Annotated in this window: 29 protein-coding genes; 21 read left to right on the top strand and 8 right to left on the bottom strand. The window is 42.2% G+C overall.

Features of this window, described 5'->3' with window-relative positions:
- Positions 1-6 precede the first annotated feature (6 nt).
- The 9 genes from queG to ABN702_RS14795 all read left to right on the top strand — a co-directional run bounded on the left by queG (position 7) and on the right by ABN702_RS14795 (position 9,435).
- Positions 7-1,146, top strand: coding sequence for a tRNA epoxyqueuosine(34) reductase QueG (gene queG, locus ABN702_RS14835; RefSeq protein WP_417900926.1), 1,140 nt, complete (start codon positions 7-9; stop codon positions 1,144-1,146).
- A gap of 93 nt (positions 1,147-1,239) precedes the next feature.
- On the top strand, positions 1,240-2,127 hold the full coding sequence (locus tag ABN702_RS14830; RefSeq protein WP_417897577.1) for an amidase domain-containing protein: 888 nt from the start codon (positions 1,240-1,242) through the stop codon (positions 2,125-2,127).
- A gap of 63 nt (positions 2,128-2,190) precedes the next feature.
- Complete coding sequence (gene trmL, locus ABN702_RS14825) at positions 2,191-2,691, top strand: tRNA (uridine(34)/cytosine(34)/5-carboxymethylaminomethyluridine(34)-2'-O)-methyltransferase TrmL (protein ID WP_417897576.1); 501 nt, start codon at positions 2,191-2,193, stop codon at positions 2,689-2,691.
- Positions 2,692-3,217: 526 nt separating this feature from the next.
- A complete protein-coding gene (locus ABN702_RS14820) occupies positions 3,218-5,113 on the top strand; it encodes a PrkA family serine protein kinase (protein WP_417897575.1) in 1,896 nt (631 codons plus the stop codon).
- Positions 5,114-5,426: 313 nt separating this feature from the next.
- A complete protein-coding gene (locus tag ABN702_RS14815; protein WP_417897574.1) occupies positions 5,427-5,588 on the top strand; it encodes a hypothetical protein in 162 nt (53 codons plus the stop codon).
- 307 nt (positions 5,589-5,895) lie between these two features.
- Entirely contained in the window at positions 5,896-7,065 is a 1,170-nt protein-coding gene (gene yhbH, locus ABN702_RS14810; protein WP_417897573.1) for a sporulation protein YhbH, read from the top strand.
- A 130-nt stretch (positions 7,066-7,195) separates the two neighbouring features.
- The gene (locus ABN702_RS14805) at positions 7,196-8,443 is read left to right on the top strand and encodes an ATP-binding protein (RefSeq protein ID WP_417897572.1); all 1,248 of its coding nucleotides are present in this window, start codon (positions 7,196-7,198) and stop codon (positions 8,441-8,443) included.
- 126 nt (positions 8,444-8,569) lie between these two features.
- Positions 8,570-8,854 (top strand): autorepressor SdpR family transcription factor, encoded by a 285-nt coding sequence (locus tag ABN702_RS14800; protein ID WP_417897571.1) that lies wholly within the window; start codon positions 8,570-8,572, stop codon positions 8,852-8,854.
- Positions 8,851-9,435 carry a hypothetical protein gene (locus ABN702_RS14795; protein WP_417897570.1) on the top strand — a complete coding sequence of 195 codons (585 nt, stop codon included), beginning with the start codon at positions 8,851-8,853 and terminating at the stop codon, positions 9,433-9,435. Before ABN702_RS14800 ends, ABN702_RS14795 begins: the two co-directional genes overlap by 4 nt.
- Positions 9,436-9,559: 124 nt before the next feature.
- Here the strand turns inward: ABN702_RS14795 and ABN702_RS14790 are convergent, their stop codons facing one another.
- Positions 9,560-10,198 carry a phosphatase PAP2 family protein gene (locus ABN702_RS14790; protein WP_417897569.1) on the bottom strand — a complete coding sequence of 213 codons (639 nt, stop codon included), beginning with the start codon at positions 10,196-10,198 and terminating at the stop codon, positions 9,560-9,562.
- A 329-nt stretch (positions 10,199-10,527) separates the two neighbouring features.
- A complete protein-coding gene (locus tag ABN702_RS14785) occupies positions 10,528-10,731 on the bottom strand; it encodes a hypothetical protein (RefSeq protein ID WP_417897568.1) in 204 nt (67 codons plus the stop codon).
- A 361-nt stretch (positions 10,732-11,092) separates the two neighbouring features.
- Between ABN702_RS14785 and ABN702_RS14780 the strand changes: the two genes are divergently transcribed.
- The gene (locus ABN702_RS14780; RefSeq protein WP_417897567.1) at positions 11,093-12,526 is read left to right on the top strand and encodes an alanine/glycine:cation symporter family protein; all 1,434 of its coding nucleotides are present in this window, start codon (positions 11,093-11,095) and stop codon (positions 12,524-12,526) included.
- Positions 12,527-12,772: 246 nt separating this feature from the next.
- Complete coding sequence (locus ABN702_RS14775) at positions 12,773-13,264, top strand: DinB family protein (protein ID WP_417897566.1); 492 nt, start codon at positions 12,773-12,775, stop codon at positions 13,262-13,264.
- A 67-nt stretch (positions 13,265-13,331) separates the two neighbouring features.
- On the opposite strand, the gene ABN702_RS14770 is transcribed toward ABN702_RS14775, so the two are convergent.
- Positions 13,332-13,655, bottom strand: a complete 324-nt coding sequence (locus ABN702_RS14770) for a winged helix-turn-helix transcriptional regulator (protein ID WP_417897565.1) — start codon at positions 13,653-13,655, stop codon at positions 13,332-13,334.
- A 180-nt stretch (positions 13,656-13,835) separates the two neighbouring features.
- Here ABN702_RS14770 and ABN702_RS14765 point away from each other — a divergent pair, with 180 nt between their 5' ends.
- From ABN702_RS14765 to ABN702_RS14750, 4 genes are all read left to right on the top strand, one after another.
- Positions 13,836-14,693 carry a VOC family protein gene (locus tag ABN702_RS14765; RefSeq protein WP_417897564.1) on the top strand — a complete coding sequence of 286 codons (858 nt, stop codon included), beginning with the start codon at positions 13,836-13,838 and terminating at the stop codon, positions 14,691-14,693.
- A 97-nt stretch (positions 14,694-14,790) separates the two neighbouring features.
- Positions 14,791-15,792, top strand: a complete 1,002-nt coding sequence (locus ABN702_RS14760; protein WP_417897563.1) for a DUF3231 family protein — start codon at positions 14,791-14,793, stop codon at positions 15,790-15,792.
- A 126-nt stretch (positions 15,793-15,918) separates the two neighbouring features.
- Positions 15,919-16,128, top strand: coding sequence for a hypothetical protein (locus ABN702_RS14755; RefSeq protein WP_417897562.1), 210 nt, complete (start codon positions 15,919-15,921; stop codon positions 16,126-16,128).
- A 132-nt stretch (positions 16,129-16,260) separates the two neighbouring features.
- Complete coding sequence (locus tag ABN702_RS14750; RefSeq protein WP_417897561.1) at positions 16,261-16,968, top strand: DNA alkylation repair protein; 708 nt, start codon at positions 16,261-16,263, stop codon at positions 16,966-16,968.
- A 186-nt stretch (positions 16,969-17,154) separates the two neighbouring features.
- On the opposite strand, the gene ABN702_RS14745 is transcribed toward ABN702_RS14750, so the two are convergent.
- Positions 17,155-17,334 (bottom strand): hypothetical protein, encoded by a 180-nt coding sequence (locus ABN702_RS14745; RefSeq protein WP_417897560.1) that lies wholly within the window; start codon positions 17,332-17,334, stop codon positions 17,155-17,157.
- Positions 17,335-17,483: 149 nt separating this feature from the next.
- Positions 17,484-18,452, bottom strand: coding sequence for a ring-cleaving dioxygenase (locus ABN702_RS14740; protein WP_417897559.1), 969 nt, complete (start codon positions 18,450-18,452; stop codon positions 17,484-17,486).
- A gap of 198 nt (positions 18,453-18,650) precedes the next feature.
- On the opposite strand from ABN702_RS14740, the gene ABN702_RS14735 reads away from it, so the two are divergent.
- Complete coding sequence (locus tag ABN702_RS14735; RefSeq protein ID WP_417897558.1) at positions 18,651-19,919, top strand: hemolysin family protein; 1,269 nt, start codon at positions 18,651-18,653, stop codon at positions 19,917-19,919.
- 125 nt (positions 19,920-20,044) lie between these two features.
- Positions 20,045-20,857: a pyrroline-5-carboxylate reductase gene (gene proC, locus ABN702_RS14730; RefSeq protein WP_417900925.1), complete on the top strand. Its 813-nt coding sequence runs from the start codon at positions 20,045-20,047 to the stop codon at positions 20,855-20,857.
- Between the two features lie 58 nt (positions 20,858-20,915).
- Here the strand turns inward: proC and msrB are convergent, their stop codons facing one another.
- A complete protein-coding gene (gene msrB / locus ABN702_RS14725; protein WP_417900924.1) occupies positions 20,916-21,869 on the bottom strand; it encodes a peptide-methionine (R)-S-oxide reductase MsrB in 954 nt (317 codons plus the stop codon).
- A 354-nt stretch (positions 21,870-22,223) separates the two neighbouring features.
- Between msrB and ABN702_RS14720 the strand changes: the two genes are divergently transcribed.
- Positions 22,224-23,288: an SDR family oxidoreductase gene (locus ABN702_RS14720; RefSeq protein WP_417897557.1), complete on the top strand. Its 1,065-nt coding sequence runs from the start codon at positions 22,224-22,226 to the stop codon at positions 23,286-23,288.
- A 91-nt stretch (positions 23,289-23,379) separates the two neighbouring features.
- Here ABN702_RS14720 and ABN702_RS14715 read toward each other — a convergent pair whose 3' ends face one another.
- A complete protein-coding gene (locus ABN702_RS14715) occupies positions 23,380-23,628 on the bottom strand; it encodes a hypothetical protein (protein WP_417897556.1) in 249 nt (82 codons plus the stop codon).
- Positions 23,629-23,848: 220 nt separating this feature from the next.
- On the opposite strand from ABN702_RS14715, the gene ABN702_RS14710 reads away from it, so the two are divergent.
- Together ABN702_RS14710 and crcB are read left to right on the top strand one after the other, a co-directional pair.
- On the top strand, positions 23,849-24,250 hold the full coding sequence (locus ABN702_RS14710; RefSeq protein ID WP_417897555.1) for a fluoride efflux transporter FluC: 402 nt from the start codon (positions 23,849-23,851) through the stop codon (positions 24,248-24,250).
- Positions 24,247-24,636: a fluoride efflux transporter CrcB gene (gene crcB, locus ABN702_RS14705; protein WP_417897554.1), complete on the top strand. Its 390-nt coding sequence runs from the start codon at positions 24,247-24,249 to the stop codon at positions 24,634-24,636. The genes ABN702_RS14710 and crcB overlap by 4 nt, the downstream gene beginning before the upstream one ends.
- Before the next feature lie 77 nt (positions 24,637-24,713).
- Here the strand turns inward: crcB and ABN702_RS14700 are convergent, their stop codons facing one another.
- Complete coding sequence (locus ABN702_RS14700) at positions 24,714-26,018, bottom strand: LytS/YhcK type 5TM receptor domain-containing protein (protein WP_417897553.1); 1,305 nt, start codon at positions 26,016-26,018, stop codon at positions 24,714-24,716.
- Positions 26,019-26,134: 116 nt separating this feature from the next.
- Between ABN702_RS14700 and ABN702_RS14695 the strand changes: the two genes are divergently transcribed.
- Positions 26,135-26,431 (top strand): hypothetical protein, encoded by a 297-nt coding sequence (locus ABN702_RS14695; RefSeq protein WP_417897552.1) that lies wholly within the window; start codon positions 26,135-26,137, stop codon positions 26,429-26,431.
- Positions 26,432-26,440 lie beyond the last annotated feature (9 nt).

Raw genomic sequence — 26,440 nt, 5'->3', positions numbered from 1 at the left:
TTGAATATAGCCAACCGGAAGTTGAAGGACGAGATAATTGCTTTTAGCAAAGAGATAGGTATCGATAAAATCGGATTTGCTAGTGCAGGTGTTTTTACCGGGTTGAAAGAGAGGTTGCGAGTGCAGCAGGAAAACGGGTTTCAGTCTGGCTTTGAGGAGTCTGATATTGAGAAGAGGACGAATCCTGAATTGCTGCTTCCAAGAGCTAAATCAATCATTGCCATCGCATTGGCCTATCCGTCGAAGCTGAAGGATGCTCCACGGAGTACACGGGAGGATCGGAGAGGGATTTTCTGCCGTGCTTCCTGGGGAATGGACTATCATCATATTTTGAGGGACAAGCTCCAGCAGTTGGAGGCATTCATAAGGGAGAAACAGCCTGATGCATCTATGAAATCAATGGTTGATACAGGTGAGCTTAGTGACCGTGCTGTAGCAGAACGTGCAGGCATCGGCTGGAGCGGTAAGAACTGTGCAATCATTACTCCCGAGTTTGGGTCTTATGTGTATCTAGGGGAAATGATTACGACCATTGCCTTTGAACCGGATAAGCCTTTGGAGGATAATTGCGGTACATGCAATAAATGTGTGGAGGTATGTCCGACAGGAGCGCTTGTTCAAGGTGGACAGCTCGATTCGAATAAATGCATTGCGTTTTTGACACAGACGAAAGGGTTCCTGGCAGAGGAGTATCGGACGAAGATCGGTAACCGACTTTATGGCTGTGATACCTGTCAGACGGTATGTCCTGAAAACAAGGGGATGGACTTTCATTTGCATCCTGAAATGGAGCCGGATCCAGAAATTGTGAAGCCAACGTTGAAGCCTCTTCTCACAATATCAAATAGGGAATTCAAGGAAAGGTTTGAAAGGGTTTCAGGCTCGTGGAGAGGGAAGAAGCCTATCCAGCGTAATGCCATTTTGGCGCTGGCACATTATAAGGACAAGACGGCTGTTCCTGATCTATTGGAATTGATGAAGAATGATACTAGGCCTGTTATACGTGGTACTGCTGCTTGGGCAGTCGGAAAAATAGGAGATATATCTGCGCTGGAAGCATTAATTAAGTTTAAAGAGACAGAAAAGGATGAAGATGTACGATCTGAAATTGATAAAGGGATAGAGATGCTAAAAGGCGAGGGGTGAAACTCTCGTTTTTTTTGTATTCCAACTTTTTCTAATGATTATCAATCCCCCATCATACTATGAATATAAGGATAATATGATGGAGGGTTGTACATGAGGGAGAAGCTTATGCTGCATATTCAGAAAAGGTTGGAACAATATGTATCTAAAAGCAGGCATTCAGGTAGAGCCATTATTAATGGAGATACTATTTCAAGTAAGCAGGAGATGCATCGCAGGCGAGGTGCGGAAATCGTGAAATGTTACGCAACTGGGAGAATCCTATCCATGAACAGGGATATGGACGAAGAGGCAGCCATATATGAAGTGCATGTGAGGTATCTCATAAAGCTTAAGGAAGAGCTGTATATGGAGGAAGAAGCGGATCAACGCTATGCAGTTTGGCATGGAGAAGATGTTGTCCAGGATATACCCCTGCATGAAGAGGGCGTGAATATGCAGGAGGTATCCCTTCCATCGATGGAGGAGGAAGACTTGGAAAGGAACGTGAGATTTACTTATAATAGGTTGGAAGCAGTTCGCTACGCGGAGCAATGGTGGAATACGTTTAATCCAAAGTACAAGAAATTTGATGTGGACTGTACAAATTACATTTCTCAGTGCTTGCATGAAGGCGGAGCTCCAATGGTTGGTTATCCGAAAAAAAGCGGTGCGTGGTGGATGAGGAACAAAGACTGGAGCTACACCTGGACTGTCGCAAATGCCCTCCGCTGGTACCTCCCTACTGCCAAATCGGGGATGAAGTCAAGAGAAGTGGCACGTGCGGATCTGCTCATGCCAGGGGATGTCATCTGTTATGATTTTGAAGGTGATGGTCGATTTGACCATAATACGATTGTGGTAGCCAAGGATCCGAATAATGAGCCACTGGTAAATGCGCACACTTATAATAGTAGAATGCGGTATTGGAAGTATGAGGATTCCACCGCTTATACACCGAATATCAAATACAAGTTTTTTCATATCATCGACAGGAATTAAAGGTTGCTTCTCATTCAATAAAAAGGTATTGTTGTATAGGAAATATTTGAGGTATAAATTGAGGTGACGATTGTGGGATTACATGTTGTACTATATCAACCAGAGATTCCGGCTAATACAGGAAACATTGCACGTACTTGTGCAGCAACCAACACTACTTTGCACCTGATCCGACCTTTGGGCTTTTCAACAGATGATAAAATGCTGAAAAGAGCGGGTCTGGATTATTGGGAATTTGTGAACGTGTTATATTACGATTCTTTGGATGAGTTGTTTGAAAAGAACAAGGAAGCGGAATTTTTCTATATTACGAAGTATGGAACAAAGCCGCATAGCTCTTTTGATTACAGCAGTCTGGATAAAGACTACTTCTTTGTTTTCGGGAGAGAGACGACCGGTTTGCCGAAGGACTTGATTCAGAGCAATTTAGAGCGGTGCCTGCGTTTGCCGATGACGACCAATGTCCGTTCGTTGAACTTATCGAACACGGCAGCTATTTTAATATATGAAGCTTTGCGTCAGCAGGGCTATCCGGATCTTTCCATCGAATGTCCGGAAGTGTAAATAGAAAAGGCCTTCCATGTGGAGGCCTTTTTTGTATGTGCTTTTATTACTTTTTACGAGTACCTGGTTTTCCTTCAAAGCCAGCAGTGAAAATTGCTGTTAGGAATGCTAGGCAAACGCCAAGAATCAGGAATCCGCTTGTTCCCATAGATAATTCCTCCTTATGTAAGGTAGTTTCAAGTAAGCATACTATCTATATTATATCCCAAAGGACAAGTAATGTGAATGGAATGTGTGGATAATTTATGACAGCCATTTTTATGTCGGGGCAGAACGAGCCGGCTCCGCTTTTCATTGTCTAGCTCCGGGCGCTTGCGGCTAACAAACTTCGCCCACTTCCCTACGATAAGTCAACATCGGATCGCTAGCGCTCTCCGTGTTTCCTTTATCTCAGTCAGTGTGCTCCAGTTTGTACGCCGCAAAACGAGCGCCCTCCGCTTTTCTTAGCATGTTTCATTCAGGATGAGCATAGAGTATATTAATCACGCAATCACGCTCTTGAAGATGTAATAAAGGGGAGGTCCTTATGGATATTTTAAGAAAAATTGAAAAGTATCGGGAAGAAGAACAGCGGCTGAAGTGGGAAGGAACCTTCGGAGAGTACTTGGAGATTATAAAAAGGGAACCATGGGTAGCGCAATCCGCTCATTCAAGGGTTTACAATATGATCAAAGATGCTGGTGTGGAAGAGGTAAATGGCCAGCGGAAGTATAATTTCTTCAGCAGTGCTTTGTTCGGCTTGGAGGAAGCATTGGAGCGCTTGGTAGAGGAGTATTTCCATCCAGCAGCAAAGCGGTTGGATGTCCGAAAAAGGATTCTTCTTCTGATGGGACCTGTCAGTGGGGGGAAATCTACGCTTGTCACCATTTTAAAAAGAGGGTTGGAGCAGTATTCCCATACAGAACGTGGAGCAATCTTTGCGATCAAGGGGTGCCCGATGCATGAAGATCCCCTTCATCTGATCCCGCACCATTTAAGGGATGACTTCTATCAGGAGTATGGCATTCGAATTGAAGGCAATCTGTCGCCATTGAATATGATGAGGCTTGAAAAAGAATATGGGGGACGTATTGAAGATGTATTGGTTGAGCGGATTTTCCTATCGGAGAATCAGCGTGTCGGTATCGGTACCTTCAGTCCATCCGATCCGAAGTCGCAGGATATTGCAGATCTGACGGGCAGTATCGACTTTTCAACCATAGCGGAGTTTGGTTCTGAATCCGACCCGCGTGCCTATCGTTTTGATGGGGAGCTCAATAAGGCGAATCGTGGGATGATGGAATTCCAGGAGATGCTAAAGTGCGATGAGAAGTTTCTATGGCACTTATTGTCCTTGACGCAGGAGGGGAATTTCAAAGCTGGGCGATTTGCGCTCATTAGTGCGGATGAATTGATTGTCGCGCATACGAATGAAACGGAATATCGCTCGTTTATCGCCAATAAGAAGAACGAGGCATTGCATTCGCGTATTATCGTAATGCCGGTTCCATATAATTTGAGGCTGACAGAAGAAGAAAGAATTTATGAGAAGATGATTAATGAGAGCGATGTTGCGAACGTTCATATTGCTCCTCATACGTTAAGAGTGGCAGCTATGTTTACTATTCTTACCCGCTTGAAGGAAGCCAAGCGCGGTGATATTGATCTGGTGAAGAAGATGCGCCTGTATGATGGAGAGTCGGTGGAGGGCTTCAATTCGGTCGATATTCAGGAGCTTAAAAAGGAGTATGCGGATGAAGGAATGAGCGGGATCGATCCTCGTTATGTCATCAACCGTATTTCTTCTACAATTATTCGAAAAGAAGTGCCATCCATCAATGCCCTTGATGTGCTGCGTTCCCTGAAGGAAGGATTGGATCAGCATGCCTCCATATCCAATGAGGACCGTGAACGATTCCTGAACTTCATTTCGGTTGCCAGAAAAGAATATGATAATATCGCGAAAAAGGAAGTACAGAAGGCGTTCGTGTATTCCTATGAGGAGTCTGCTAAGACATTGATGGATAACTATCTGGATAACGTGGAGGCGTATTGCAATAAAGCGAAACTGCGCGATCCGTTAACCGGGGAAGAAATGAGTGCAGACGAAAAGCTGATGCGTTCCATTGAGGAGCAGATCGGTATTTCGGAAAATGCGAAGAAGGCATTCCGTGAAGAGATTCTGATCCGCATCTCCGCCTATGCGCGCAAAGGGAAGCGGTTTGACTACAACTCCCATGAGCGCCTGAGAGAAGCTATACAGAAGAAGCTGTTTGCTGATCTGAAGGATGTGGTGAAGATCACGACTTCATCCAAGACCCCGGATGAGACGCAATTGAAGAAGATTAATGAGGTAGTGGCACGACTGGTGGATGAGCATGGCTATAACTCCACCTCCGCCAATGACCTGCTGCGCTATGTTGGAAGCTTACTGAACAGATAGTGGATGACAAGAGTAGAATAAACTTACAGGTCTTCATCGTTTTGATGAAGGCCTTTTTGTATGAAAAAGTCGGTAAAAAAGTCCATCATCAAGCTTATGATGGACATTTAACATGAAGAAAGCCACCCAAAAGCTCTTCACAGTCTCAATGAAGAGCTTTTTCCTACTCATCCCTCCTACAAAAGCTCTTCATAACAATACCAAGTCCATCCCCCCTCTTCCAGTTCGCATAATAGGTAAGAAGACATATTCATACACACCATGGTTTCATATCCACACAAAATGGGAAAATTAAGAATAAGAGGTGATAACAATGAAAAAAGACAAATCTACTGAAATTGAAAATACAATGGCGCCAAACGAAAAGGAAATGGAGAAGCTGGCTAAGGAAATGGAGCAGCTTAAGGAGAATAAAACGGACCAGGAACGGGATCCAAAGCAACATGAAAACAATGAAGATAATGAAAAAGAGTAAAACCTTCCAGAGGTCTGGAAGGTTTTTTATTTTTCTATATCAGTATAAAACGAGCTGCACAGCGCATAAATCTAGTAATACTAAGAAAGCATTGACGCTTGTCTAATTTTGACGTATTAAGAGCCTAATTATCTAAATAATCTGTCAATTATTTCGTTTGCGTGCATAGGATAGAGTAACCAACCTTTCTTTCGCTAGAAGGTTGGTCTCTTTAAAATTTCACCAAGATATTGTATGTGACTTATGACGAAAATGTTCCGGTAAGTGTAAAAATGTTTTTTTAACCAAATAAAAGGAGGGATATCGAATGACGATGTCAGATGAGACGAATTTTGTAGTATCCAAAGAGGATTGGTCCCTCCATCGAAAAGGCCACGACGACCAGAAGCGCCATCAGGAAAAGGTCCAGGAGGCTATCAAGAATAATTTGCCAGATCTTATTACAGAAGAGAACATTGTAATGTCAAATGGCAAAGAGGTCGTAAAGATTCCAATCAGGTCTTTAGATGAGTACAGAATTCGTTATAATTATGACAAAAACAAGCACGTTGGCCAAGGCGATGGAGAAAGTCAGGTAGGCGATGTGGTTGCCAGGGACGGGTCGGGTCAGCAGAAGGGTCCAGGAAAAGGGCAGGGAGCAGGAGATCAGGCTGGTGAGGACTATTATGAGGCGGAAGTTTCCATGATGGATTTAGAGGCCGCATTATTCAATCAGTTGGAGCTTCCGAATCTGCAACAGAAAGAACGAGATGAAAATATAATAGAACACTATGAATTCAATGATATAAGACGCACCGGATTAATGGGGAATATCGATAAGAAGCGTACCATGATGTCGGCATATAAACGGAATGCCATGACAGGAACTGCCAGCTTCCATCCCATCTTTCAGGAGGACCTGAAATTCAAGACATGGAATGAAGTGGTGAAACCGGACTCCAAGGCAGTGGTGCTAATGATGATGGATACGAGCGGGTCCATGGGCATGTGGGAGAAATACATGGCCAGAAGCTTCTTCTTCTGGATGACACGCTTTTTGCGAACGAAGTACGAAACAGTGGAAATTGAGTTTATCGCCCATCATACGGAAGCGAAGGTCGTAAGTGAAGAGGACTTCTTCTCCAAGGGGGAGAGCGGTGGTACCATCTGCTCCTCAGCGTATCGAAAAGCGCTGGAACTTATTGATACGAAATACAATCCAACACGTTTTAATATTTATCCATTCCACTTTTCCGATGGAGATAACTTGACCTCTGACAATCAACGTTGTGTGAAGCTGGTAGGGGAGCTGATGAAGGTATCCAATATGTTCGGCTATGGGGAGGTAAATCAGTACAATAGGCACTCCACTCTCATGTCAGCCTATAAAAATGTAAACGATGAAAAGTTCCGCCATTATATTCTGAAACAGAAGCCGGATGTATTTCATGCCATGAAGGAGTTCTTTAAGAAAGAACAGGAAATGAAATATGCATAAAGAAAAACCAGCCTATTGAGCTGGTTTTTCTTTTGCCTGCCAGAAGGAGAAAATGATACGAAAGGAGAAGTAATAGAAGTGATAATGTTACATCATTTAACGTCGAGTCTAGGCCTGTAGGAGCGTTGGTATGTTTGAAAATATCGGACACGTTTTATATCATGTTTTAATCATATTATTTCCTATTCTTTTTTATCACCAATTTTTAAGCAAAGGCATAACGGATTTTACGAAAAGAATCAATTATGAATTTCTTATGGTATTGCTGATTATGCTCATTTTTACGATGTCCTTCCCGATTGAAGTGACCAATGGAGATACCTATGACCAGAAAATCATTCCAATCATCCTTGCATTTATGTACGGGGGATGGATCCTTGGAATTACCTTGTTGCTTGCGATGCTGGGATATTTGTTTATTTTGGATGAACCTGGCTTTCTGATCATGGTGGTGAACTATGCTATTGTGGCGGTGCTGTTATCCATCTTTTCCTTGTGGTTTCAGGGGTTGGAAAAAAAGATTAAGATTCTGGTTGTCAGCATTCTCTTCTTCTTCATTACACTAACAAGAATTGTACGTCTAATCCTGATAAATGAACATGACGAGATTTTCGTCACCATCCTTGTGTCCTTTGTTACATGGGGGACATTGGTAACAGTGATGTTAATCATTGAAAATCTGAATATGCAGATGAATTTACAGCGTGAACTGCAGCGATCTGAAAAGCTGAAGGTCGTTAGTGAGCTTGCAGCCTCCGTTGCCCATGAGGTGAGAAATCCGATGACCTCCACCCGAGGCTTCCTTCAGCTGATGAGCAGGGATGAAAATCTGAGTGAATCCCAAAAGAAATATATTGAAATATCGATAGGGGAACTCGATCGGGCTCAAGCCATCATTCAGGACTATCTCTCTCTTGCAAAACCGAACAAGATGGAATTCAATGTGATGAATCTGACAAAGGAAATAGAAAATGTGGTGCAGCTGATGTCCACTTATGCGAATATTCAGAGCATTACCTTTCAGCACTCGATTGAAGACGAAATATACATTAAAGCAAATAAGGATGAAGTGAAACAAGTTCTGATAAACATCATCAAGAACGGCATAGAAGCAATTGGCGAGGGGGGGACCATATCTCTCCATGCTTTTCTCGAAAAAGAAAATGCGGTCATCGAAATAGCAGATGACGGAATAGGAATGACCTCTTCCCAACTGAGCAAAATCGGGACTCCTTTCTATTCAACCAAAGATATGGGAACCGGAATCGGTTTGACCATTTCCTTCCAAATTGTACAACTGTTGAAAGGGAGAATCGATGTTTCGAGTGAGCATGAAAAAGGAACGACTTTTAGGATAAGAATACCGATAGCGGAGTGAGGCTGTTTTAGTGGGATTCTCTATGAGAATTCCTTTTTTTGATGAAAAGGATTGCAATTTTTTGGAATAACAGATATTATTTAATTAAATAAGTAATTACTTAAATGTTTAAATGGAGGATCGCCTGTGTCAATCAATGAATTATTTAAAGCGCTTTCTGATGAAAACCGCAGAAGGATATTGGATCTGCTGCGTGACAGGGATCTGACTGTCGGGGAAATTGCGGATCATTTTGAGATGAGCAAGCCGGGTATTTCACAGCATCTGTCAGTGTTAAAAAATGCGAATCTGGTTTTTGCCGAGAAAAAAGGGCAGTATGTGTATTATTCTTTAAATGCCAGTGTGTTTCAGGATGTCATGAAGTGGATTATTCAATTTAACCAAAACAAGGGGGAAGGAAAAAACCTATGATGAAAAAAAGTCTGATCGCATTGCTTATACTTATTTCTTTTGGAGCAAGTATCTTTTTTTTAGGTTCGGATATGGAGGTAGTGGAAGAAAAGTACGGAAGAGAGGAGGTAATCGTTTGGGTGCTTCCTTTAACTCTTGTTCTTCTGAATAGCAATTTGCTATTGCTTTCCAGACAAAAGGCACTTCAACACTACTATTCGAGATATAAAAACGGTCTAGAAAGTATATTCCTTTCCTTTACATTTCTGTTTTTCCTGTTTCATTTAGCGCTACTTTATACCGTTTCTGGAAACAGCTTCAACCTGCTGACGATGGTGCCTCTGATTGTCGGCTTTTCCCTGATTGCTACTGCAAATACTCTTCCAAGATTCAAGCTGCCAAAACAATCATCCAATTCAGTTAATCAAAAATGGAATAAAATAATCCGGCCAGCATCTTATCCATTGATAATTGGTGGGCTCTTGATGGTGGCAAGCATTCTATTGCCTGAAACTATGACATTGCCAGTCTTTTTCATTTTACTTTCCTTGACGCTGGTATGTACATTCATTGTCTCCTATAAAAAGGTGACATCTGTATAGAATTGTATGTTGAAAAGAGCTTTCTTGTTTTATCGTCATATACCTTGGAAAGATTCCAGACAACTGGCGCGCATCGATAAAGATCGATGCGCGCTTAGTTGCTATTGTACAGGCAATCCCTGATTTACTGAATTGCACCAATCTTTTCTTTTGCTGCAGATCGCAGTCTATAAATCGCAAATACTGTACTGTATATAAAAGCGACCAGGAACATGGATGCCACCATGTCCAGCACCACATGCTGTTTTATAAAAATCGTTGAAAGAATAATAAGGCTCCCCATTATGTGGATGAAATATTTGTTTAACTTATGTTTATTTTTTATATGAAAACTAGCAAGCATAATGGCGTAAGTTGTCAGTACATGGATACTGGGGAAGCAATTAACTGGGCGATCATGCGCATAGATGTACTTCACCAACATGACGAATAAGCCGCTTCCTTCGACTGTCGGCCTGGGAACAGTTGTTTGAAAAAAGAAATAAATAATAAAGCAAATCAACTCTCCGATTACAATGGTAATAAGCGTTTTTACATATACATCTGTATCTTTAAAGCAAAAGTATACCAAATAACCGAACACAAACACATACCAAATAATATATGGCACGACAAATGCTACGATAAATGGGATATCGTGGTCGATAGGCAATGGAATCTCCGTCACTTTTCTCGGACTTTCATTTAAGATCGTATATATAAAGCCCAGTAATGGCATGACAAGCAACAATAGTAAATATGGTAATTTCTTTTTAACACTCATACACTTCACTCTCCGCAATGTAAGGGGGACCGTCCTGACAACCTAACAATCTTTTATCTATAAGAAATACCCCAATTATTATAAATTATTCTACTAAATTATAACACTCACAATGTATTAGACGAAACTTCCATAAAAATGGTTCCACTTGAGCATGAAAATTTTCCGAAAAATACTCGTCCAACCAAATGCTAGGACGCCGCATATTTGGTTGGCACCAAATGATGACAATAAAAAAAGCATACGAAGATTCGTATGCAGCAAATATTTCTCCCACTCAAAACTGGAGATTCTGATGAGAGGATCATTTCAATCAAATGTTTCCCGAGTTAGACACCCATTTTTCTTCTTGTATTGCTTGGCTTCTTTGTTTGCTGACTTTTCATTTTTTGCTGGGATTTAGGTCCATTCAGGTTTCCTTTTCCGCCAGCGGCCTGGTTTTTCTTTTGCTCTAGCTGCTTTTTAATAGCATCCTGCAGGCTGATTTTCTTCTTTGGTTCTGTTGTTTCGTTCTGTTGATTTGATTCAGTCATAAATACTGCCTCCTAAGCAGATGTAATGGTACATACAGTATATACTATTTTCGTCAGGAAAGATAACTGGTGGACAAGATTTTTCTTGGAAATTATATTTATTAGAAAATAAAGAAAATATTTAATTCAGGGATAATTATTGAATCTATTTTAGTATAATGATAAAATTATACAGGTATTATATAACACGAGGATATTTAGGTAGTGTTGTGTTACAAAGCGAATTCTAACGCATCTTTATGAGTATAGAAGTATTTAATAGGCAAACTTCAAAGCTTTTCTATTAAATATTTTTATCCATCCCAACTATTGGTAGTGCTGCCAATATAGTTACTCTTATAAACAACTTGAGGTGAACAGCATGATGAATACTATTTTAGACTGGACGAATAATTTTCTTTGGTCTTACGTACTAATTGCATTATTGGTTGGTTTAGGAATTTATTATACGGTTAAAGCAAGGTTTGTACAATTTAATCAGATTGGTGAGATGTTCAGGCTTTTGAAAGAAAGCCCTTCTACAGAAGAGGCAAAGAAGAAAGTGTCATCTTTTGGTGCATTCTGTATTAGTGCAGCAACGAGAATCGGAACGGGAAACCTCGCTGGTGTTGCCATTGCGATTTCGCTTGGTGGACCTGGAGCAGTATTCTGGATGTGGGTAGTGGCATTGTTTGGTGCAAGCTTAAGCTTCATTGAGAGTACGCTTGCTCAGGTGTACAAAGTAAAAGATGCCAATGGATATAAAGGTGGTCCGGCATATTACATGCAAAAAGCTTTAGGGGCCAGATGGATGGGCGTTTTATTTGCCGTCCTGATTACGTTCTGCTTCGGGCTTGCTTTTACATCCGTTCAGGCTAATACGATTACTGTCGCTTTCCATGAAGCGTTTGGGACAAACCGCCTTGTGCTGGGGCTAGTGCTGACAGCAGTTGTAGCAGTGATCATTTTTGGTGGAGTAAAGAGAATCGCCAAGGTTTCACAGGTGGTTGTGCCGATTATGGCTGTTTCCTATCTTTTACTGGCTGTATATGTGATTGCACTGAACATCACAGAGATCCCAGGCTTGATTGGTGTGATTGTTTCAAGTGCATTCGGCTTCAATGAGGCTGTCGCTGGAGGAATTGGCGCAGCAATCATGAATGGTGTCAAACGTGGATTGTTCTCCAATGAAGCGGGAATGGGTAGTGCACCTGTAGCAGCGGCAACCGCTGAGGTCAGCCACCCTGCAAAACAGGGGTTCATTCAGACACTTGGCGTTTTCGTCGATACCATTCTTATCTGTAGTGCGACAGCTTTCATCATCCTGCTTGCCGGAATTCCGACAGGGGAAGAGATGGAAGGGATTCAATTGACACAAATTGCATTGGCCGAGCATGTAGGGCCATGGGCAAGCATCTTTATTGCAATCGCGATTCTATTGTTCTGTTTCAGTTCCATTATCGGTAACTATTATTACGGGGAATCCAATATTGAGTTCATCAAAGAAAGTAAAACTGCGATCTTTATTTTCCGTCTGGCTGTACTTGGAATGACTGTTTTCGGTTCAGTGGCAAGCCTAAGCGTGGTGTGGGATATGGCAGATTTGTTTATGGCACTGATGGCCATCACGAATCTGATTGCTCTTGCATTCCTTGGGAAAATTGCAATTGCTGTACTGAGGGATTATTTGAGACAAAGGAAGGAAGGAAAAGACCCGGTTTTCTATGCGAGTAATATTGAAGGATTAGAGAATGTCGAGTGCTGGCAGGATGAAAAAGATTTAGAGAAAAAAGCGAAGTTAAGAAAAGAAGCATAGTGATGGTGGGGCTATCAGTGGAGACTGATGGCTCCATTTTTTATTTTTGGAAGTAGTGCAACAAGTTCCCTGAAAGCTAATGTATCGATTATTTTTTATAGGTTTGCCCGATTTTTGCATATGAGTGATATTACATCCTTTATAATAAAAATGAAGTGAAATTACTGTTGTCACGTTTTCCGTGATGGTCTTCATACTTGGGGTTTGGTCTTAATAGGATGTAAAGAAGAGGGGATGGGGATTAGAATGACAAATGAAGAACTGTTATTTAAACAAATGGATTTTGTTAGAAATCGCACTGTGAAGATGTTGGATGCCACTTCCGAGGATCTGGCAGATCAAATGCCTTCAGGCTTCCGCAATTCCATCAGATGGAATGCTGGGCATATTTTTCTGTCCCAGGATACGCTGATGTACTCGTTTTCGGGAGGAGACCATCAAGTTCCGGAACACTATTTTCCTTTGTTCCAAATGAATACGAGTCCCCTTGAATGGAAGGCGGAGACGCCAAGCCTTGCCGAACTGAAAGAACGTCTCTCAACACAGTCCGATAGGATGAGAAGTGATTTTACAGGACGGCTGGAGGAGAAAATTATCCGTCCATTTCAGATCGGGGATTACCGCCTGGAGACTTTGGCGGAGGTGCTGGCGTTTACCAATTGGCATGAAGGCTTGCATCAGGGGGTCATCAATAGCTTGAAAAGAGCATGTGGGATAGATGATCTTTTTGGGAAGTAAAAACCTTCATACAGTTGTAAGAAAGTAAAAGCAGCATGCCAAAATAAGGTATGCTGCTTTTAGCTGTTTATTCAGTTGCTGCTTCCAGCCAGGTTTGCGCCCACTTTTCCGTTTCTCTTAAAATAGGCTCCAAGGCATGCCCTTTTTCTGTTAGGGAATACTCTATTCGGACAGGAGTCTCCGGGAATACATCCCTTTTCACAATTCCTTTACCTTCGAGATCCTTCAACCGTTCTGAAAGAACTCTTCCGCTAATTCCTTTGATGCCGGATTCCAAGGTGCAGAAGCGTTGAGAGCCTGAAAGTAGTTTGTATATGATTAAACCCGTCCAGCGTTGACCTAATAGACTTATTGCTTGTTCAAATCTAGGGCAAATTTGCGATTGGTTCATCTTCATCACTCCTATAGGGTATAGTATATCATATTTTCAAGGAAAATAAGCTAATATGGTTAGGTAATTTAGTTACTTGACATACTAAGGTTATAAAAATATAATTAGTTACATAAAGTAAGTGTATAATTTCAGAAGCAGTAAATATAGATAAAGAATGGATAGAAGGAGGAAAATTAAATGACAGGGTTTCATGAAGCGCCAAACACTTATGTTGGGGAAGTAGTTATTAAAGTGGAAGATATAAAGCGTTCACTGGCATTTTATCAAGAAATCATAGGATTGAAGGTATTGGAAAAATCGGAAAAGAAGGCAACCTTCACGGCTGATGGTTTGAATGCTCTATTGACGATTGAGCAGCCTGAAGGGGTTAGACCGAAAGAGCGGCGCACAACCGGACTCTACCATTTTGCCATTTTGTTGCCCAGCAGAAAGGACCTGGGGAGTTTCATCCAGCATCTGATTCAAAAAAATCACTCCATCCAAGGTGCGTCCGATCATCTGGTCAGTGAGGCTTTATACATGGCCGATCCGGATGGCAATGGAATAGAAGTATATTCCGACAGGCCATCAGCATCATGGAATTGGCAGGACCAGGAAGTCGCGATGACTTCAGAAGCGCTGGATATCCAAAGCATTCTTGCAGAATCGGATGGAGCCAGATGGAAAGGCCTTCCGGGTGGTACATTGATGGGGCACATCCATTTACATGTTGCAGATCTAGCAAAGAGTGAAAAATTCTACACGAGCGGACTTGGATTTGATATCGTGAACCGCTATGGAGGGCAGGCGCTGTTTCTTTCAACTGGACAATACCACCACCATATTGGCCTGAACACGTGGAATGGAGTAGGAGCACCGATGCCTGGCAAGAACAGCGTCGGCCTTCAGCATTTTACACTTGTGCTGCCAAGTGAAATGGAAATGGAGAAGATAGTGGAGCAGTTAAACAACGTGGGTGCGGAAGTTTCAAAAGATGAAGGAGGAGTATTTACAGTGGACCCTTCCGGGAATCGAATAAAGCTTTTGGTTGGCTAAAGACAGACTCCTCTTGGGGTCTGTTTTTTGATGAATAAAGGAGCCAAAGTTATCAAAAAATAGGCACAAACTATTTAATACAGACTAGGAGACGGACATGAAAGAGCATAATATTCAGCTTACTACTCCAGAGATTGCTGCGTTATGGACTTCCTACATCCAGCATAGTGCGACAATGTGCTTTTATAAGCATTTCTTGCAGCAACTAGAGGATTCGGAAGTGATGGAAATAGTAAAAAGTGCTTTATATTTGGAGGAATTATATAACAAAGTAATTGAAAAAATTTTTCAAAAAGAAGGATTTCCGGTTCCGGATGGATTCTCCGATAAGGATATTAATCTGTCTGCTCCTCCCTTATATACCGACCTGTTTGCGCTGAGTTATGTCTATCGTGTAGGGCAGATGCTGCTGCCGTTCTATTCGACCACACTCACCAAAGTGGCCAGGAAGGATATTGTCGAGTTTTTCGATGGGTGTCTCAAAACTTCTACCAAGCTATATAAAAAGTCCCTAGAATTGATGTTAAGCAAGGGAATCTACGACCGGCCACCTAAAATCCCTTATCCAAAAGATGTGGAGTACATGAAAGTGGAGCCTACCCTTTTGGGCTCCATGTTTGGGGATAAAAGACCGTTAAATGTGATGGAATTGGGAGAAATATTCTATGCGATCGAAAGGAACTATATTGGGCTGGTCATGCTGATGGGGTTGATACAAGTGACCAAGGATAAGGAAGTAAAAGAGTATTTGATAAAAGGAAAGAAACTTGCCGAAAAGCAGGTGGAGCTTTTCAATAAGATTTTGAAGAAAGAGGAGCATTTAGGAAATATACCTGTAAGTATGGAAGTGACGGATTCCATGATTTCTCCTTTCTCGGTTAGGCTTGTCACATTTCTGATTACCGCTACCTCTTCAGCGGGCATCCAGTTGCTGTCTTATGCAATGTCCACCTCGATCAGAAAGGATTTATCGATGCACTATGCCCTGCTGATTGCGGAGATAGCCAAGTACGGAGGTGAAGGACTAGAACTGATGATCAAGAGAGGGTGGATGGAACAGATGCCACAATCCATAGACCGGAGTAATCTATATCAGTAATGCAGAGTGTTTATTCAATCTGTATATTGAGTGGCGGTTCATGCTATAATGAGAAACTTAGGATATAAAATGGAACGGATGCCAAGAAAAGCCTCCGGTAGCGATAAAATATGGAGGTGTTAGAGAATGAATAAACGATGGACAATTGATAAAATTAAAGAATTTGTTGAGAAAAATTCCGAAAGTAAATTGCTAACCACCGAATATCACGGGTTTTCACAAAAGTTACTATTTAAATGTGCATGTGGAAGCAACTTTGAAAAAACTTTTTCGAAATTTAAAAATAATAACCAACGAAAGTGCGACGTATGCCAACCGCCAAAAGCATCCCGATAACGTATAGTGAATAAGCGAAGTGCCGATTTCTATTTAAGAGAAGTTGGCATTATTTTTTTATGTTTAGAAAAGGGATTTCTGACTTCTACCTAGTATAGATAGAAAATAGACAATAATAATGAGGTGTAAAATATGAATCTGCAGGAATTGATGATGGAGCTTGAGGGCCTTGGAACGGAACAGACGAGAAATATCTATTACAATCACGGGGCCATTGGACCGGTGTTTGGAGTGAAGGTGGGAGATCTGAAAAAGCTTGTGAAGTATGTTAAAAAGAATCAGGCATTGGCTTTGGCTCTTTATGAAACGGGTAATCATGACGCCATGTATTTGGCAGGCTTAACGGTTAATCCGAAAGAGATGACAAAGGAGCAGCTTCAGGCTTGGGTGGAAAAAGCATCCTGGTATATGCAGTCTGAATATACGGTAGCGAATGTTACAGCTGAAAGTCCATATGCTATGGAGCTGGCAGGGGTATGGGTTCAGTCGGATAATGAACAGATTGCCACAGCTGGCTGGAGTGTGTATGCCAATCACCTTTCGATAACGGATGACAGCCTACTGGATATAGAGGAACTTCGCAGATTGCTGCATCAAGTCAAGGAAACCATTCATGATGAGAAGAACCGTGTGAGATATGTCATGAACAGTTTTGTCATCTCTGTTGGATGCTATGTGAAGGAACTGCATGATGAGGCAATGCAGGTAGCCGAGCATATCGGAAAAGTGCATGTGGGTGTTGGGCAGACAGCCTGTAAAGTACCTTTGGCAACAGAGTATATTCAAAAGGTCGAGACAAGGGGAAAGTTGGGTGTCAAAAGGAAAACGTGTATATGCTGAAACAGTATCGGGTTTTTGCAATGAATGCTGCTGCGGCTTCTCTTTATGACAGGGGAGCCTTATTAATTTGTAATAGTGTCAATGCTTGTCCACCTTTCTCCAAAAGTTTAAGCGGCAGGTGCACTTCTACCGCTCATCCTTACATTGCTACTTTAATAATTATTATACCGGAAAAAAGATCTTGTGTTACCTGTTGATTAAGGTTCGAATACCGTGATAGATTAAGGCAAGTGCGAATACTAAGATGGTAATGACGCCGACAATGGAAGCGATAGGATCCAGCGCAGCAAATGTACCAGTAAGCGGTACTTTGATTAATGCAAATCCAGCTAGCATACTAGCAAAAAATAAAATGATTCTTTCCATGAGAACACCCTCCTTTCCTTTCTCTACTACTATATGCAGCATGAGATAAAATGGTAGCGCTTTCATATAAGAATGGGTTTTTAACTCAATTGCCTATGTATAAAAGAAAAAGGACCCTGGAAAATTGCCAAAGGTCCATTGAATTTGACTCAGTTTATCTCAAGTGGACGGAGACTTGCTTCAATCTCCGCTCTTTTCGGTTCCAGGAAAGGTGGCAATGCAAGCCTTTCGCCCATTGATTCGAGAGGCTCATCAGCAGTAAAGCCTGGCGTGTCTGTGGATAGCTCGAATAGGATGCCGTTGGGCTCTCTGAAATAGAGAGCCTTGAAATAGTAGCGCTCCACTTCTCCCGAGTTGGGTAGGCGGGTTTCCCGTATTCGCTGTACCCATTTGTTGAACTCTTCGTCATCAGCAATGCGGAAGGCAACATGGTGAACGCCGCCACGACCCAGCTTCTCTGGAGGAAGGTCAGGTCTTGTTTCAATATGAACCTCTGCTCCCGGCCCACCTTCACCGGTTGCATACACCTCCACCTCAGGAAATTCCCCTTTCAGAGAAGGATAGGATCCTACGTAACTGAAACCCATCACATTTGTCAGGATACTTGAAGTGGGAGGGGCAGACTTGACGGTTAAGGTTACTGGTCCAAGTCCGATGATGGCATGCTCACTAGGAATATCGGATTTTTCCCATGGTACGCCTGCTGCAACACCAGCTTCTCCGTTATTTGCAACGAGAATCAGCTTGGTACCTTCAAAGTCTTCAAAATCGAGAGTGTCCCGATCCGCCCTTTTTACAATTTCTCCGTGCTTCACATTGAATGTCTGGAATCGGTCCTTCCAGAAGTGAAGCGAATCTGTAGTTGCGACTCGCAAGGAAGTGGAGGAGATGCTTGACACTCCTTCATATGTGCGACCCAAATTTGGGATATCAAAAAAGGTGATTTCCGTTCCTGGATTTCCTTTTGCATCCCCGTAAAATAAGTGGTAGGAGGAAGTGTTATCCTGGTTCACAGTCTTTTTGACCAATCGCATACCTAATATATCGGTGAAAAATTGAAAGTTGTTTTCGGCTTTACCTGTTAGAATAGAGACGTGGTGGAGTCCTAAAAGTTTCATCGTCATTCTCCTCCTTTAATTTATCTTGAATTCGAGATAATTATAACATATTCTGGGTGTATTTGAAAACTTCTAAAGAATAATGAATGAATTTTAAGGAAAATTGAAAAAATTTAAAATAAATTTTGCATATTTATTGCTAAAAGTGGTATTTGTAAATATATTTATAGTATCAATATGTAGGAGAGTGATGGAAACTTGGATAGTATACCCTATGACTCGATAATTTTATTAGGGGCATTGTTATTATTATCAGGATATTTTTCAGCATCAGAGACTGCCATTACGAGTGTCAATAAGGTGAGGCTCCGTAATCAGGCGGAAAACAACAATGCAAAAGCAAAACGCTCATTGAAGATGGCCGATAATTTTGATCAAAGCATTTCTACCATCTTGATCGGGAACAATATCGTCAACATTGCACTGGCTGCGATTGCAACGAATATTGCCACCCAGGTCTATGGTAGGGAAGGCAGTACCCTGCTTATCTCCACCACGGTGATCACTATTCTGGTCCTGATATTCGGTGAGATTTTGCCAAAATCTTTAGCTAAACAATTTGCGGAAAAGTATCTACTATTAATATCAGCTTCTTTAATGACAGTCATGAAACTCTTTTTCCCGATCACATGGTTGTTTGTCCAATTAAAGGTAGGTGTCAACAAACTTATCGGGGTTGGTAAGGATGAACCTACTGTAACAGAGGAAGATGTAAAAGCAATGGTGGAAATCGGTGAAGAAGAAGGGACTTTTCTCACTCAGGAACGAGAATTGCTGCACAATGCCATTGCGTTTGATGATATCATCGTAAAAGATATCCTGACGCCACGGCCTGACGTAGTAGCAATTTCCATCGAGACATCTATTGAAGAGATCAAGGAAATATTCATACATGAAAAGTATTCCCGTTTACCTCTATATGATGGCTCGGTCGACAATATCATCGGCGTTATCTCACACCGGGATTTTTTTGCTCAATATGTCCAAAATCCTAATTTCACCTTAATGGATATCAGTCGGGCACCATTCTTCGTGATTGGATCCGCAAAAATATCCAACCTCTTGAAAGAGCTGCAAAGCTCCCAGAATCATTTGGCGATTGTGCTCGATGAGTATGGAGGAACGGCAGGAATCATTTCGATTGAAGATATTATTGAAGAAATTGTCGGGGAAATCTGGGATGAGCATGATGAGAACGAAGATTTTATCGAAGTCATCGATGATCGAATGTTCCGTATGGACGGACGACTTCCGGTTGAAGAGTTTTCCGAGCTGTTGCAATTGGAAGTGGAGGAGTCCACCGCCAATACTTTAAGCGGCTGGATATCGGACACCCTCGGATACTTGCCAAAAAAGGGTGAAAAAGTCGAGTGCGAAAGCTTTACCATCCACATAGAGGAAGTGAAAAAGCACCGCATCCAAAAGGTAGTCGTGGAAAGAAATCTCGAAATTGTCTTTTCGGCATAAAAAATGCTCACCGCTTGTAGAAGTGGTGAGTTTTTTTATGGGGACAGGTTCCGTGTCCCATTGTACATATATCATCCATTCTTATATAATACGATTCATACAGTATGGGAGTGAAGGTAATGTCCATGACAAAAACAATAGGATTTATCGGATGCGGAAAAATGGCACAGGCAATCATTGGCGGGCTGCTGAAGTCTAAGCTCTATCAGCCAGACCACATAGTTGCCAGTGCGAGAACAGAACAGACAGTGGAGCAGGTATCAACAAAGTTTAACATACAGGCTGGACTACATAATGGTGAAGTGGCAAAGCACGCTGATATCCTGATTTTAGCGGTAAAGCCTGATTTACATGGAGCGGTGATTGAGGAAATCAGGGGATATGTAAAAGAAAACGCAGTGATTATTACCATTGCTGCCGGGATTACTTTGAACTTTTTGGAGGGTGCCTTCAAAAAAAGAATCAAGGCGGTCCGTGTGATGCCTAATACCCCATCACTGGTAGGCGAAGGGATGAGCGCCATATGTGCGAATGACCTGGTGGAGAGTGACGAGCTTCAGGAGGTAATCCGGTTATTTGAAAGCTTCGGTCAAGCGGAGGTGTTGACGGAACAACTCATGGATGCGATTCCTGCTGTCAGCGGATCTTCGCCTGCATATGTCTATATGTTCATTGAAGCATTGGCGGATGGAGCGGTGCAGCAAGGGATCCCGCGGGATCAGGCCTACAAGCTCGCAGCCCAAGCGGTATTGGGAGCAGCAAAAATGGTGCTGGAGACAGGCAAGCATCCAGGCGAGCTGAAGGATAATGTCTGTACTCCAGGCGGGGCAACCATTGAAGCCGTCACCACACTTGAAAAACAGGGCTTCCGTGCCGCAGTCGTTTCAGCCATGGAGGCATGCACGAAAAAGTCCAAGGTGCTGGCAGGGGATAGGTAGGACTAAACAAAAAGCACTTTTCCGTTTGATGGGGAAAAGTGCTTTTAATTTGGTCTGCTTAATCGAATAGTTCCGCAAACTCTCCATATCCTTCTTTCTTCAAATCCTCTTTTGCAATAAAACGGAGGGCAGCCGAGTTCATGCAGTAGCGGAGGCCTGTCGGCTCGGGGCCATCATCAAAAACATGACCGAGGTGCGAATTTCCAAGCTTGCTGCGGACCTCTGTAAGGACGGTGAACAGGCCGCGGTCCTCAAGCTCCACAATGTTTTCCGCCACCAACGGCTTCGTAAAGCTGGGCCAGCCAGTACCGGAATCATATTTGTCCAAGGAACTGAATAGTGCTTCGCCTGAAACGATATCCACATAGATTCCCTCCCCTTCGAAATCCCAGTATTCATTGTTGAAGGGTTCCTCGGTGCCTTCCTCTTGTGTGACAAAATACTGTTCCTCGGTCAGCACGGATTTCAGTTCCTCCTTGGAGAGGTGGAGCAGGGAGTTATCAACAGCATTTACTACAGGTGTAATGAAACGTTCCTCACCCCAAATATTATCCAAAAAGTCGTCACGACCGGAATTGCTGCGATAGTAATCATAGCGGACCGGGTTTTTCAGATAGTAGTCCTGGTGGTAATCTTCTGCAATATAAAAGTTTTGTGCCTCGATGATTTTGGTCACTATCGGCTTTTCGAAACGACCGGAGGCTATCATTTCTTCCCTGGATTTTTCGGCTTCCATCCGCTGTTCCTCATTGTGTGTGAAAATGGCGGATTGATAAGGAGTGCCTTTATCGACAAATTGTCCTTCTGCATCGGTGGGATCGACCTGACGCCAGAAAACATCCAACAGTGTGGAGTACTCGATAATGTTGGGGTTATAGGTGACAACCACCGCCTCCATATGGCCGGTCGTGCCGGTAGTCACTTCATTATAGGATGGGTTTTCAACTTCTCCTCCTGTATAGCCGGATATTACTTCATAAACTCCTGGCAGTTTTTCAAAAGGAGGCTCCATGCACCAAAAGCATCCACCTGCAAATGTGGCGTAGGCGATATTTTCATTTTCCTTATATTCAAATGGAACACTGCCAAGTGACTTTTGGGTTACAGAAGCGAAAATATTGGGTATAAAAAAATAGGCTGTCAATCCAATAGCCACAAGAATGATGATTCCCCAAAATTTTTTCATCACAGACTTCCTTTCAGACACCTTTTCTTGCATTATACCTTAGTGGACAAGCCATCTACCAACAAAGATATGCTCGTTTAGAATCTTCAATATTTTCCAAGTTTTGATTTAACAAGAATTCTATATTAAGATTGTAGTTGTGTTGATTGAAAATCATGTTTCAACAATGGAGGAACTTCTATGAATATATTTTTAACCGGTGCTACTGGATTTCTTGGGGGCAGGCTTATTCGCAACCTTTTGGAAGAAGGTCACACTGTTCATATATTGGCTCGAAACCTGGAAAAGGCAAACGCTTTGAAGGGAAATCTCCCTTTATCCTTACAAGGGAGGGTGTATATCCTTCAAGGGGATATTGTGTTGCCGAATTTCGGAATATCAAAGGCTGTACTGGATTCCTTATCAAATACAGTCGATATTTTCTATCATCTGGCTGCACTTGTGAAGTTCGACCATGACCTGCATGATACATTAATGAATATGAACTACACTGGAACAAAAGAGGCGCTTAAGGTTGCAGAAAAACTTGGTGCAGCGAAGTTCATTCATGTGAGCACGGCCTATACGGTTGGAAAGTCCAATGAAGGTGTAGAGGAATTGTATGAACTCACTCAAGGATTCAATAATCCATATGAAGAGAGTAAGGCTCTAGCGGAGCATGAGGTATTCCGTTACCGGGAAAGAATGGAGGTTTCCATCTTCAGGCCTGCCATTATTGTAGGTGATTCCAAAACGGGAGAAGCGGATTCCACCTTTACCCTTTATGGCTTCATGAGAGGCCTCGAGCTTTTCAAACGCCGTCTGGACCGCAAAGACAGTGTGGAGAAGGTGCATCTTGTCGGTTCGAAGAATGGTACATCCAATTTGGTGCCAGTCGATTATGTAGCTGATATCTTAACCATTGCAGCTACCAAGGCCAAGAAGAATACAATCTATAATATTACGAATCCAACCCCTCCTAAAAACAGGGATATATTGAACACCATTAAAAATCATCTTCAATTCGATAGTCTTGGCATCTATGAAAAAGGGACTGGCTTTTCACTGTCACCTGTTGAGAAACAGCTAAATGGCATGCTGCAAGTGTTTGATCCTTATCTTGACCGCAGTATTTCGTTTAAGGATCGCAATACGCAGAAGCTGATTGCGGATAGCCCGATTGCTCATCTGAATATGACTGATGAGATCCTGAATATAATTGTAAGGGCCTACTTTGAACCAGAATTGGAAAAGGTGGAGCTCTAAAAAGAGGAAGCTGGCCATAATGGGCCAGCTTCTTTTTGCTGCGGAGGTGCGGCTTTGAGAGCTGCACCTCCGCAGATGAAGATATAGGACATTATCTTGCTTCTTCTGACTGTTCATCTTCCTTCAATATCTGGGTAAGCTTTTTTCTGTTCAAGGAAATGACGCGCTCGGAAAGCGCCTTTTTCAAAGAAAGCGGGTAATCTTCTGCAAGCTCTTTTCGGACATAGGATAGATGCTGCTGCAATTTCTCCTGAACTAAGAGGTTCCTCACGTTCATTCTATTTTCGGCACTCTTTACTCCTTTGACGTTTGCGGCTTGCTTCCTTTCCTGCTGATCCACAAAATACTCCTCCTAAGGTAGAGTCGGTCTATTCTATATTATTCCCAGCAAACAATAACCAATACAGCCCCCGAAAGAAAAAAATCTCCCTCCATAAATCGTTGTGTGCTCCCCTCCAATCAAAGGGCCCTGTAAATTTACACTTAAATTGTATTACAATAGATTACAATAGAAATAAATTATTGTTAGGGGCCAGACCCCGGAAGGTGAATGAAGATTTATGGCGAATGTGCTAGCGGTTTTTGTAGGGGGCGCAGCAGGTGCTTATGTGCGGTATTTGATTAATGTTGGGTTGCTTGGGTTTGGTTTTCCGCTCGGGACGGTGGTGGAGAATCTGCTTGGGAGTTTTGTGTTGGGTGTTCTGAGCGGGGTTTTTTTGGTGGTGCAGAGCAGGGAATGGGTGAAGCTTGGTCTTGGAGTCGGGCTGTGTGGGGGCTTTACCACGATGTCCACGTTTGGTGGTGATGTTTTCCACTTATGGATGGATGGACAGATCCTGGAGGTTGCGAGTTATGTATCCGTTACCGTTATCTTAGGGATAGCTTTGGCTTTCCTGGGAATGCACTTGGGTATGAAAGCTGGAGCGCTTCACGGTAAGGCCGGAAAGGTTGGGGCGGAATGATGAATGAAGGTATTCAACAGCTGATGGTTATCCTTGGCGGTGGCACTGGGGCTGTTGGCAGATATTTAACCGGAGTAGTAATAATGAAGCGCTATCCTTCCCCGCGTATTCCAGTTGCCATGATCATGGTCAATTTAGCCGGGTCATTTGGATTGGGGATGTTGATGGGCCATTTGCATGAAGAACCTGAACTTTACAGCAATCTTCTTTTTCTTTTAGTAGGCATTGGTTTCTTCGGGTCTTTTACTACTTTTTCCACATTCAGTATGGAGGCTGTGCAGCTGCTGCGGGCAGGCTATTTCAAGAAAGCGGCACTTTATATCCTGATAAGTGTATTTGGTGCAATTATAGGGTTTATGTCGGGTTATGCCTTAATGGCCCATTAAACATGCAGGTCATTTTCTCAGGCTAGAAATACAAAAAAGTCCTCCATCCATTAACTTGGATAAGGACTTTTTTCATCTTAAGGAGATACAAATCTATGGTTAAGCTGGTTTCTTTTCCTGATATAAGCAGGAAGTGTTAACTGGATCACGTTACTTCGGAAAAAACCGCGTTTCACTTCAATATCACCATAATGAGCGAAAAGAATGGAAAAAGCGGCATTGACTTGGTCGTTATGTATATTTTCGGATGGATACTGATAATTCTCAAGTAAATGAAGGGTGGCTTCTTTCATTTTGCCCTCCACATCCACAATTTCAAAAATGACATCGTTTCCTCTTCGGAAGTTTTTCACATCAATCTTTCCTCCAGAAGCGGGCATTGCATCCATGCAGATTTTGAGGATACTTGTGAAGGACTCGGACAGAAGTTCCATATTCCCTCGAAGACGAAGATTACGCAATGGTCCCCCATTAAGCTGGATGTGATTATTTGCTGCATAGGTGTGCAATCGATCCATTACCTCTTCCATCAGTTCTTTGGAAGAAAGGGATTTGGCAGGAAAGGTTTCTGATGATTTTGCCAGATTGAGGTAGGAATGGATAATGGACTCTGCACGGTCCAATTCCGAAAGGATGATAGGAACATATTCTCTGTTTGTTTTGTTCTGCTCCGCCCCAAGCAATTGAGTGAAGCCCTTTACCATTGTCAGAGGTTTATGGACCTCATCAGATACATCTGTAGCTATGCTGGTTACATGTTGCAGCCTTCTCATACGTTTCAACTGTTTTCTAAGGTTACCAAGGTCTAGACAATATTCAATAAAGTAAATAAGGAGAAATAAAGACAAGCATAGAATCAGCCAACACAATAATGCGGACACATAGATGTCTGGTCCAAGTAAGTCTCCCGAAATTCCCTTGTATAAAATGAAAACAAAGTAAATGGGAAGCTTGACAGTAATAATTAAAAAGGAAAGCAGATATTTTTTATTTTTATGATAACCCTTCCATCGAGGTTGTAAAAAAGTGGGTAAAAGTACGATAAATGGTACCGTTAAAAAAATGAAAAGAAAGCTGGTTGATCCTGTTGAAAACAACGGATAGACAAATATAAGGAGAATCGTCAAAATTCCGGAAAGATAACCACCATATAAAATGGATAAGATGACAGGGATAAATGCCAGATTAAAAACGTAGCCATCCTGTAATTCAATAGGGAAATGCATGCATATGAGTACAGAAACAGCACAATACAAAAAGAACGTCCATTGCCTTTTGAATTCCGATATGTGATGTTGGTATTTATTATCGAAGTGGTAATATAGAAATACAGGTAGAAATAAAAAGAATAATTGTAGTAGAATATCTTTCAGTAGATTCATTGCGAGTCCCCTTAACCAAGATGCGATAAGTACTATTATTCATTAACAAAGTACCATAAATTGAAAGAAAATTCTATATGTTTGACGAATTTTGTAAGAAAGTGGGCAGAAACTGTATGGAGAACCCGGATAGACTATTAGAGGCCTATAAGGAGCTTTGGAGTAACCGATCATTATCCCATTCTGCAAAACCCGTGACCGAGCAGCTTGAAGAGGCGATAAAGATAGAGCTGAAGGATGAGTTGACTCATCCCCGGACGAGAAAATCACCATGGGCAAAATATTTCCTTGCGATCAAGCGGATAAGTGGGTCCCGCCTGAAGGAAACAGAGAAACTAGGATTAATACATCAGTTCAATCTTGTAATGGACCATCTGCTTGTGGAAGACAAAAAAAGAAGCTGGCCAAAATAAAGGTCAGCT

The sequence above is a fragment of the Bacillus haimaensis genome (assembly GCF_048270625.1).
GTDB lineage: Bacteria > Bacillota > Bacilli > Bacillales > Bacillaceae_I > Sutcliffiella_A > Sutcliffiella_A haimaensis.
This window is presented reverse-complemented; position numbering and strand designations above follow the sequence as displayed.

What these genes read in the sequence shown, in the direction of transcription:
- ABN702_RS14830 (WP_417897577.1), top strand. Translation starts at nt 1,240, where the DNA reads ATGAGGGAGAAGCTTATGCTGCATATTCAGAAAAGGTTGGAACAATAT.
- ABN702_RS14820 (WP_417897575.1), top strand. Translation starts at nt 3,218, where the DNA reads ATGGATATTTTAAGAAAAATTGAAAAGTATCGGGAAGAAGAACAGCGG.
- ABN702_RS14815 (WP_417897574.1), top strand. Translation starts at nt 5,427, where the DNA reads ATGAAAAAAGACAAATCTACTGAAATTGAAAATACAATGGCGCCAAAC.
- yhbH (WP_417897573.1), top strand. Translation starts at nt 5,896, where the DNA reads ATGACGATGTCAGATGAGACGAATTTTGTAGTATCCAAAGAGGATTGG.
- ABN702_RS14805 (WP_417897572.1), top strand. Translation starts at nt 7,196, where the DNA reads ATGTTTGAAAATATCGGACACGTTTTATATCATGTTTTAATCATATTA.
- ABN702_RS14795 (WP_417897570.1), top strand. Translation starts at nt 8,851, where the DNA reads ATGATGAAAAAAAGTCTGATCGCATTGCTTATACTTATTTCTTTTGGA.
- ABN702_RS14790 (WP_417897569.1), bottom strand. Translation starts at nt 10,198, where the DNA reads ATGAGTGTTAAAAAGAAATTACCATATTTACTATTGTTGCTTGTCATG.
- ABN702_RS14785 (WP_417897568.1), bottom strand. Translation starts at nt 10,731, where the DNA reads ATGACTGAATCAAATCAACAGAACGAAACAACAGAACCAAAGAAGAAA.
- ABN702_RS14780 (WP_417897567.1), top strand. Translation starts at nt 11,093, where the DNA reads ATGATGAATACTATTTTAGACTGGACGAATAATTTTCTTTGGTCTTAC.
- ABN702_RS14775 (WP_417897566.1), top strand. Translation starts at nt 12,773, where the DNA reads ATGACAAATGAAGAACTGTTATTTAAACAAATGGATTTTGTTAGAAAT.
- ABN702_RS14770 (WP_417897565.1), bottom strand. Translation starts at nt 13,655, where the DNA reads ATGAACCAATCGCAAATTTGCCCTAGATTTGAACAAGCAATAAGTCTA.
- ABN702_RS14765 (WP_417897564.1), top strand. Translation starts at nt 13,836, where the DNA reads ATGACAGGGTTTCATGAAGCGCCAAACACTTATGTTGGGGAAGTAGTT.
- ABN702_RS14760 (WP_417897563.1), top strand. Translation starts at nt 14,791, where the DNA reads ATGAAAGAGCATAATATTCAGCTTACTACTCCAGAGATTGCTGCGTTA.
- ABN702_RS14755 (WP_417897562.1), top strand. Translation starts at nt 15,919, where the DNA reads ATGAATAAACGATGGACAATTGATAAAATTAAAGAATTTGTTGAGAAA.
- ABN702_RS14750 (WP_417897561.1), top strand. Translation starts at nt 16,261, where the DNA reads ATGAATCTGCAGGAATTGATGATGGAGCTTGAGGGCCTTGGAACGGAA.
- ABN702_RS14745 (WP_417897560.1), bottom strand. Translation starts at nt 17,334, where the DNA reads ATGGAAAGAATCATTTTATTTTTTGCTAGTATGCTAGCTGGATTTGCA.
- ABN702_RS14740 (WP_417897559.1), bottom strand. Translation starts at nt 18,452, where the DNA reads ATGAAACTTTTAGGACTCCACCACGTCTCTATTCTAACAGGTAAAGCC.
- proC (WP_417900925.1), top strand. Translation starts at nt 20,045, where the DNA reads ATGACAAAAACAATAGGATTTATCGGATGCGGAAAAATGGCACAGGCA.
- msrB (WP_417900924.1), bottom strand. Translation starts at nt 21,869, where the DNA reads ATGGAGCCTCCTTTTGAAAAACTGCCAGGAGTTTATGAAGTAATATCC.
- ABN702_RS14720 (WP_417897557.1), top strand. Translation starts at nt 22,224, where the DNA reads ATGAATATATTTTTAACCGGTGCTACTGGATTTCTTGGGGGCAGGCTT.
- ABN702_RS14710 (WP_417897555.1), top strand. Translation starts at nt 23,849, where the DNA reads ATGGCGAATGTGCTAGCGGTTTTTGTAGGGGGCGCAGCAGGTGCTTAT.
- crcB (WP_417897554.1), top strand. Translation starts at nt 24,247, where the DNA reads ATGATGAATGAAGGTATTCAACAGCTGATGGTTATCCTTGGCGGTGGC.
- ABN702_RS14700 (WP_417897553.1), bottom strand. Translation starts at nt 26,018, where the DNA reads ATGAATCTACTGAAAGATATTCTACTACAATTATTCTTTTTATTTCTA.
- ABN702_RS14695 (WP_417897552.1), top strand. Translation starts at nt 26,135, where the DNA reads ATGGAGAACCCGGATAGACTATTAGAGGCCTATAAGGAGCTTTGGAGT.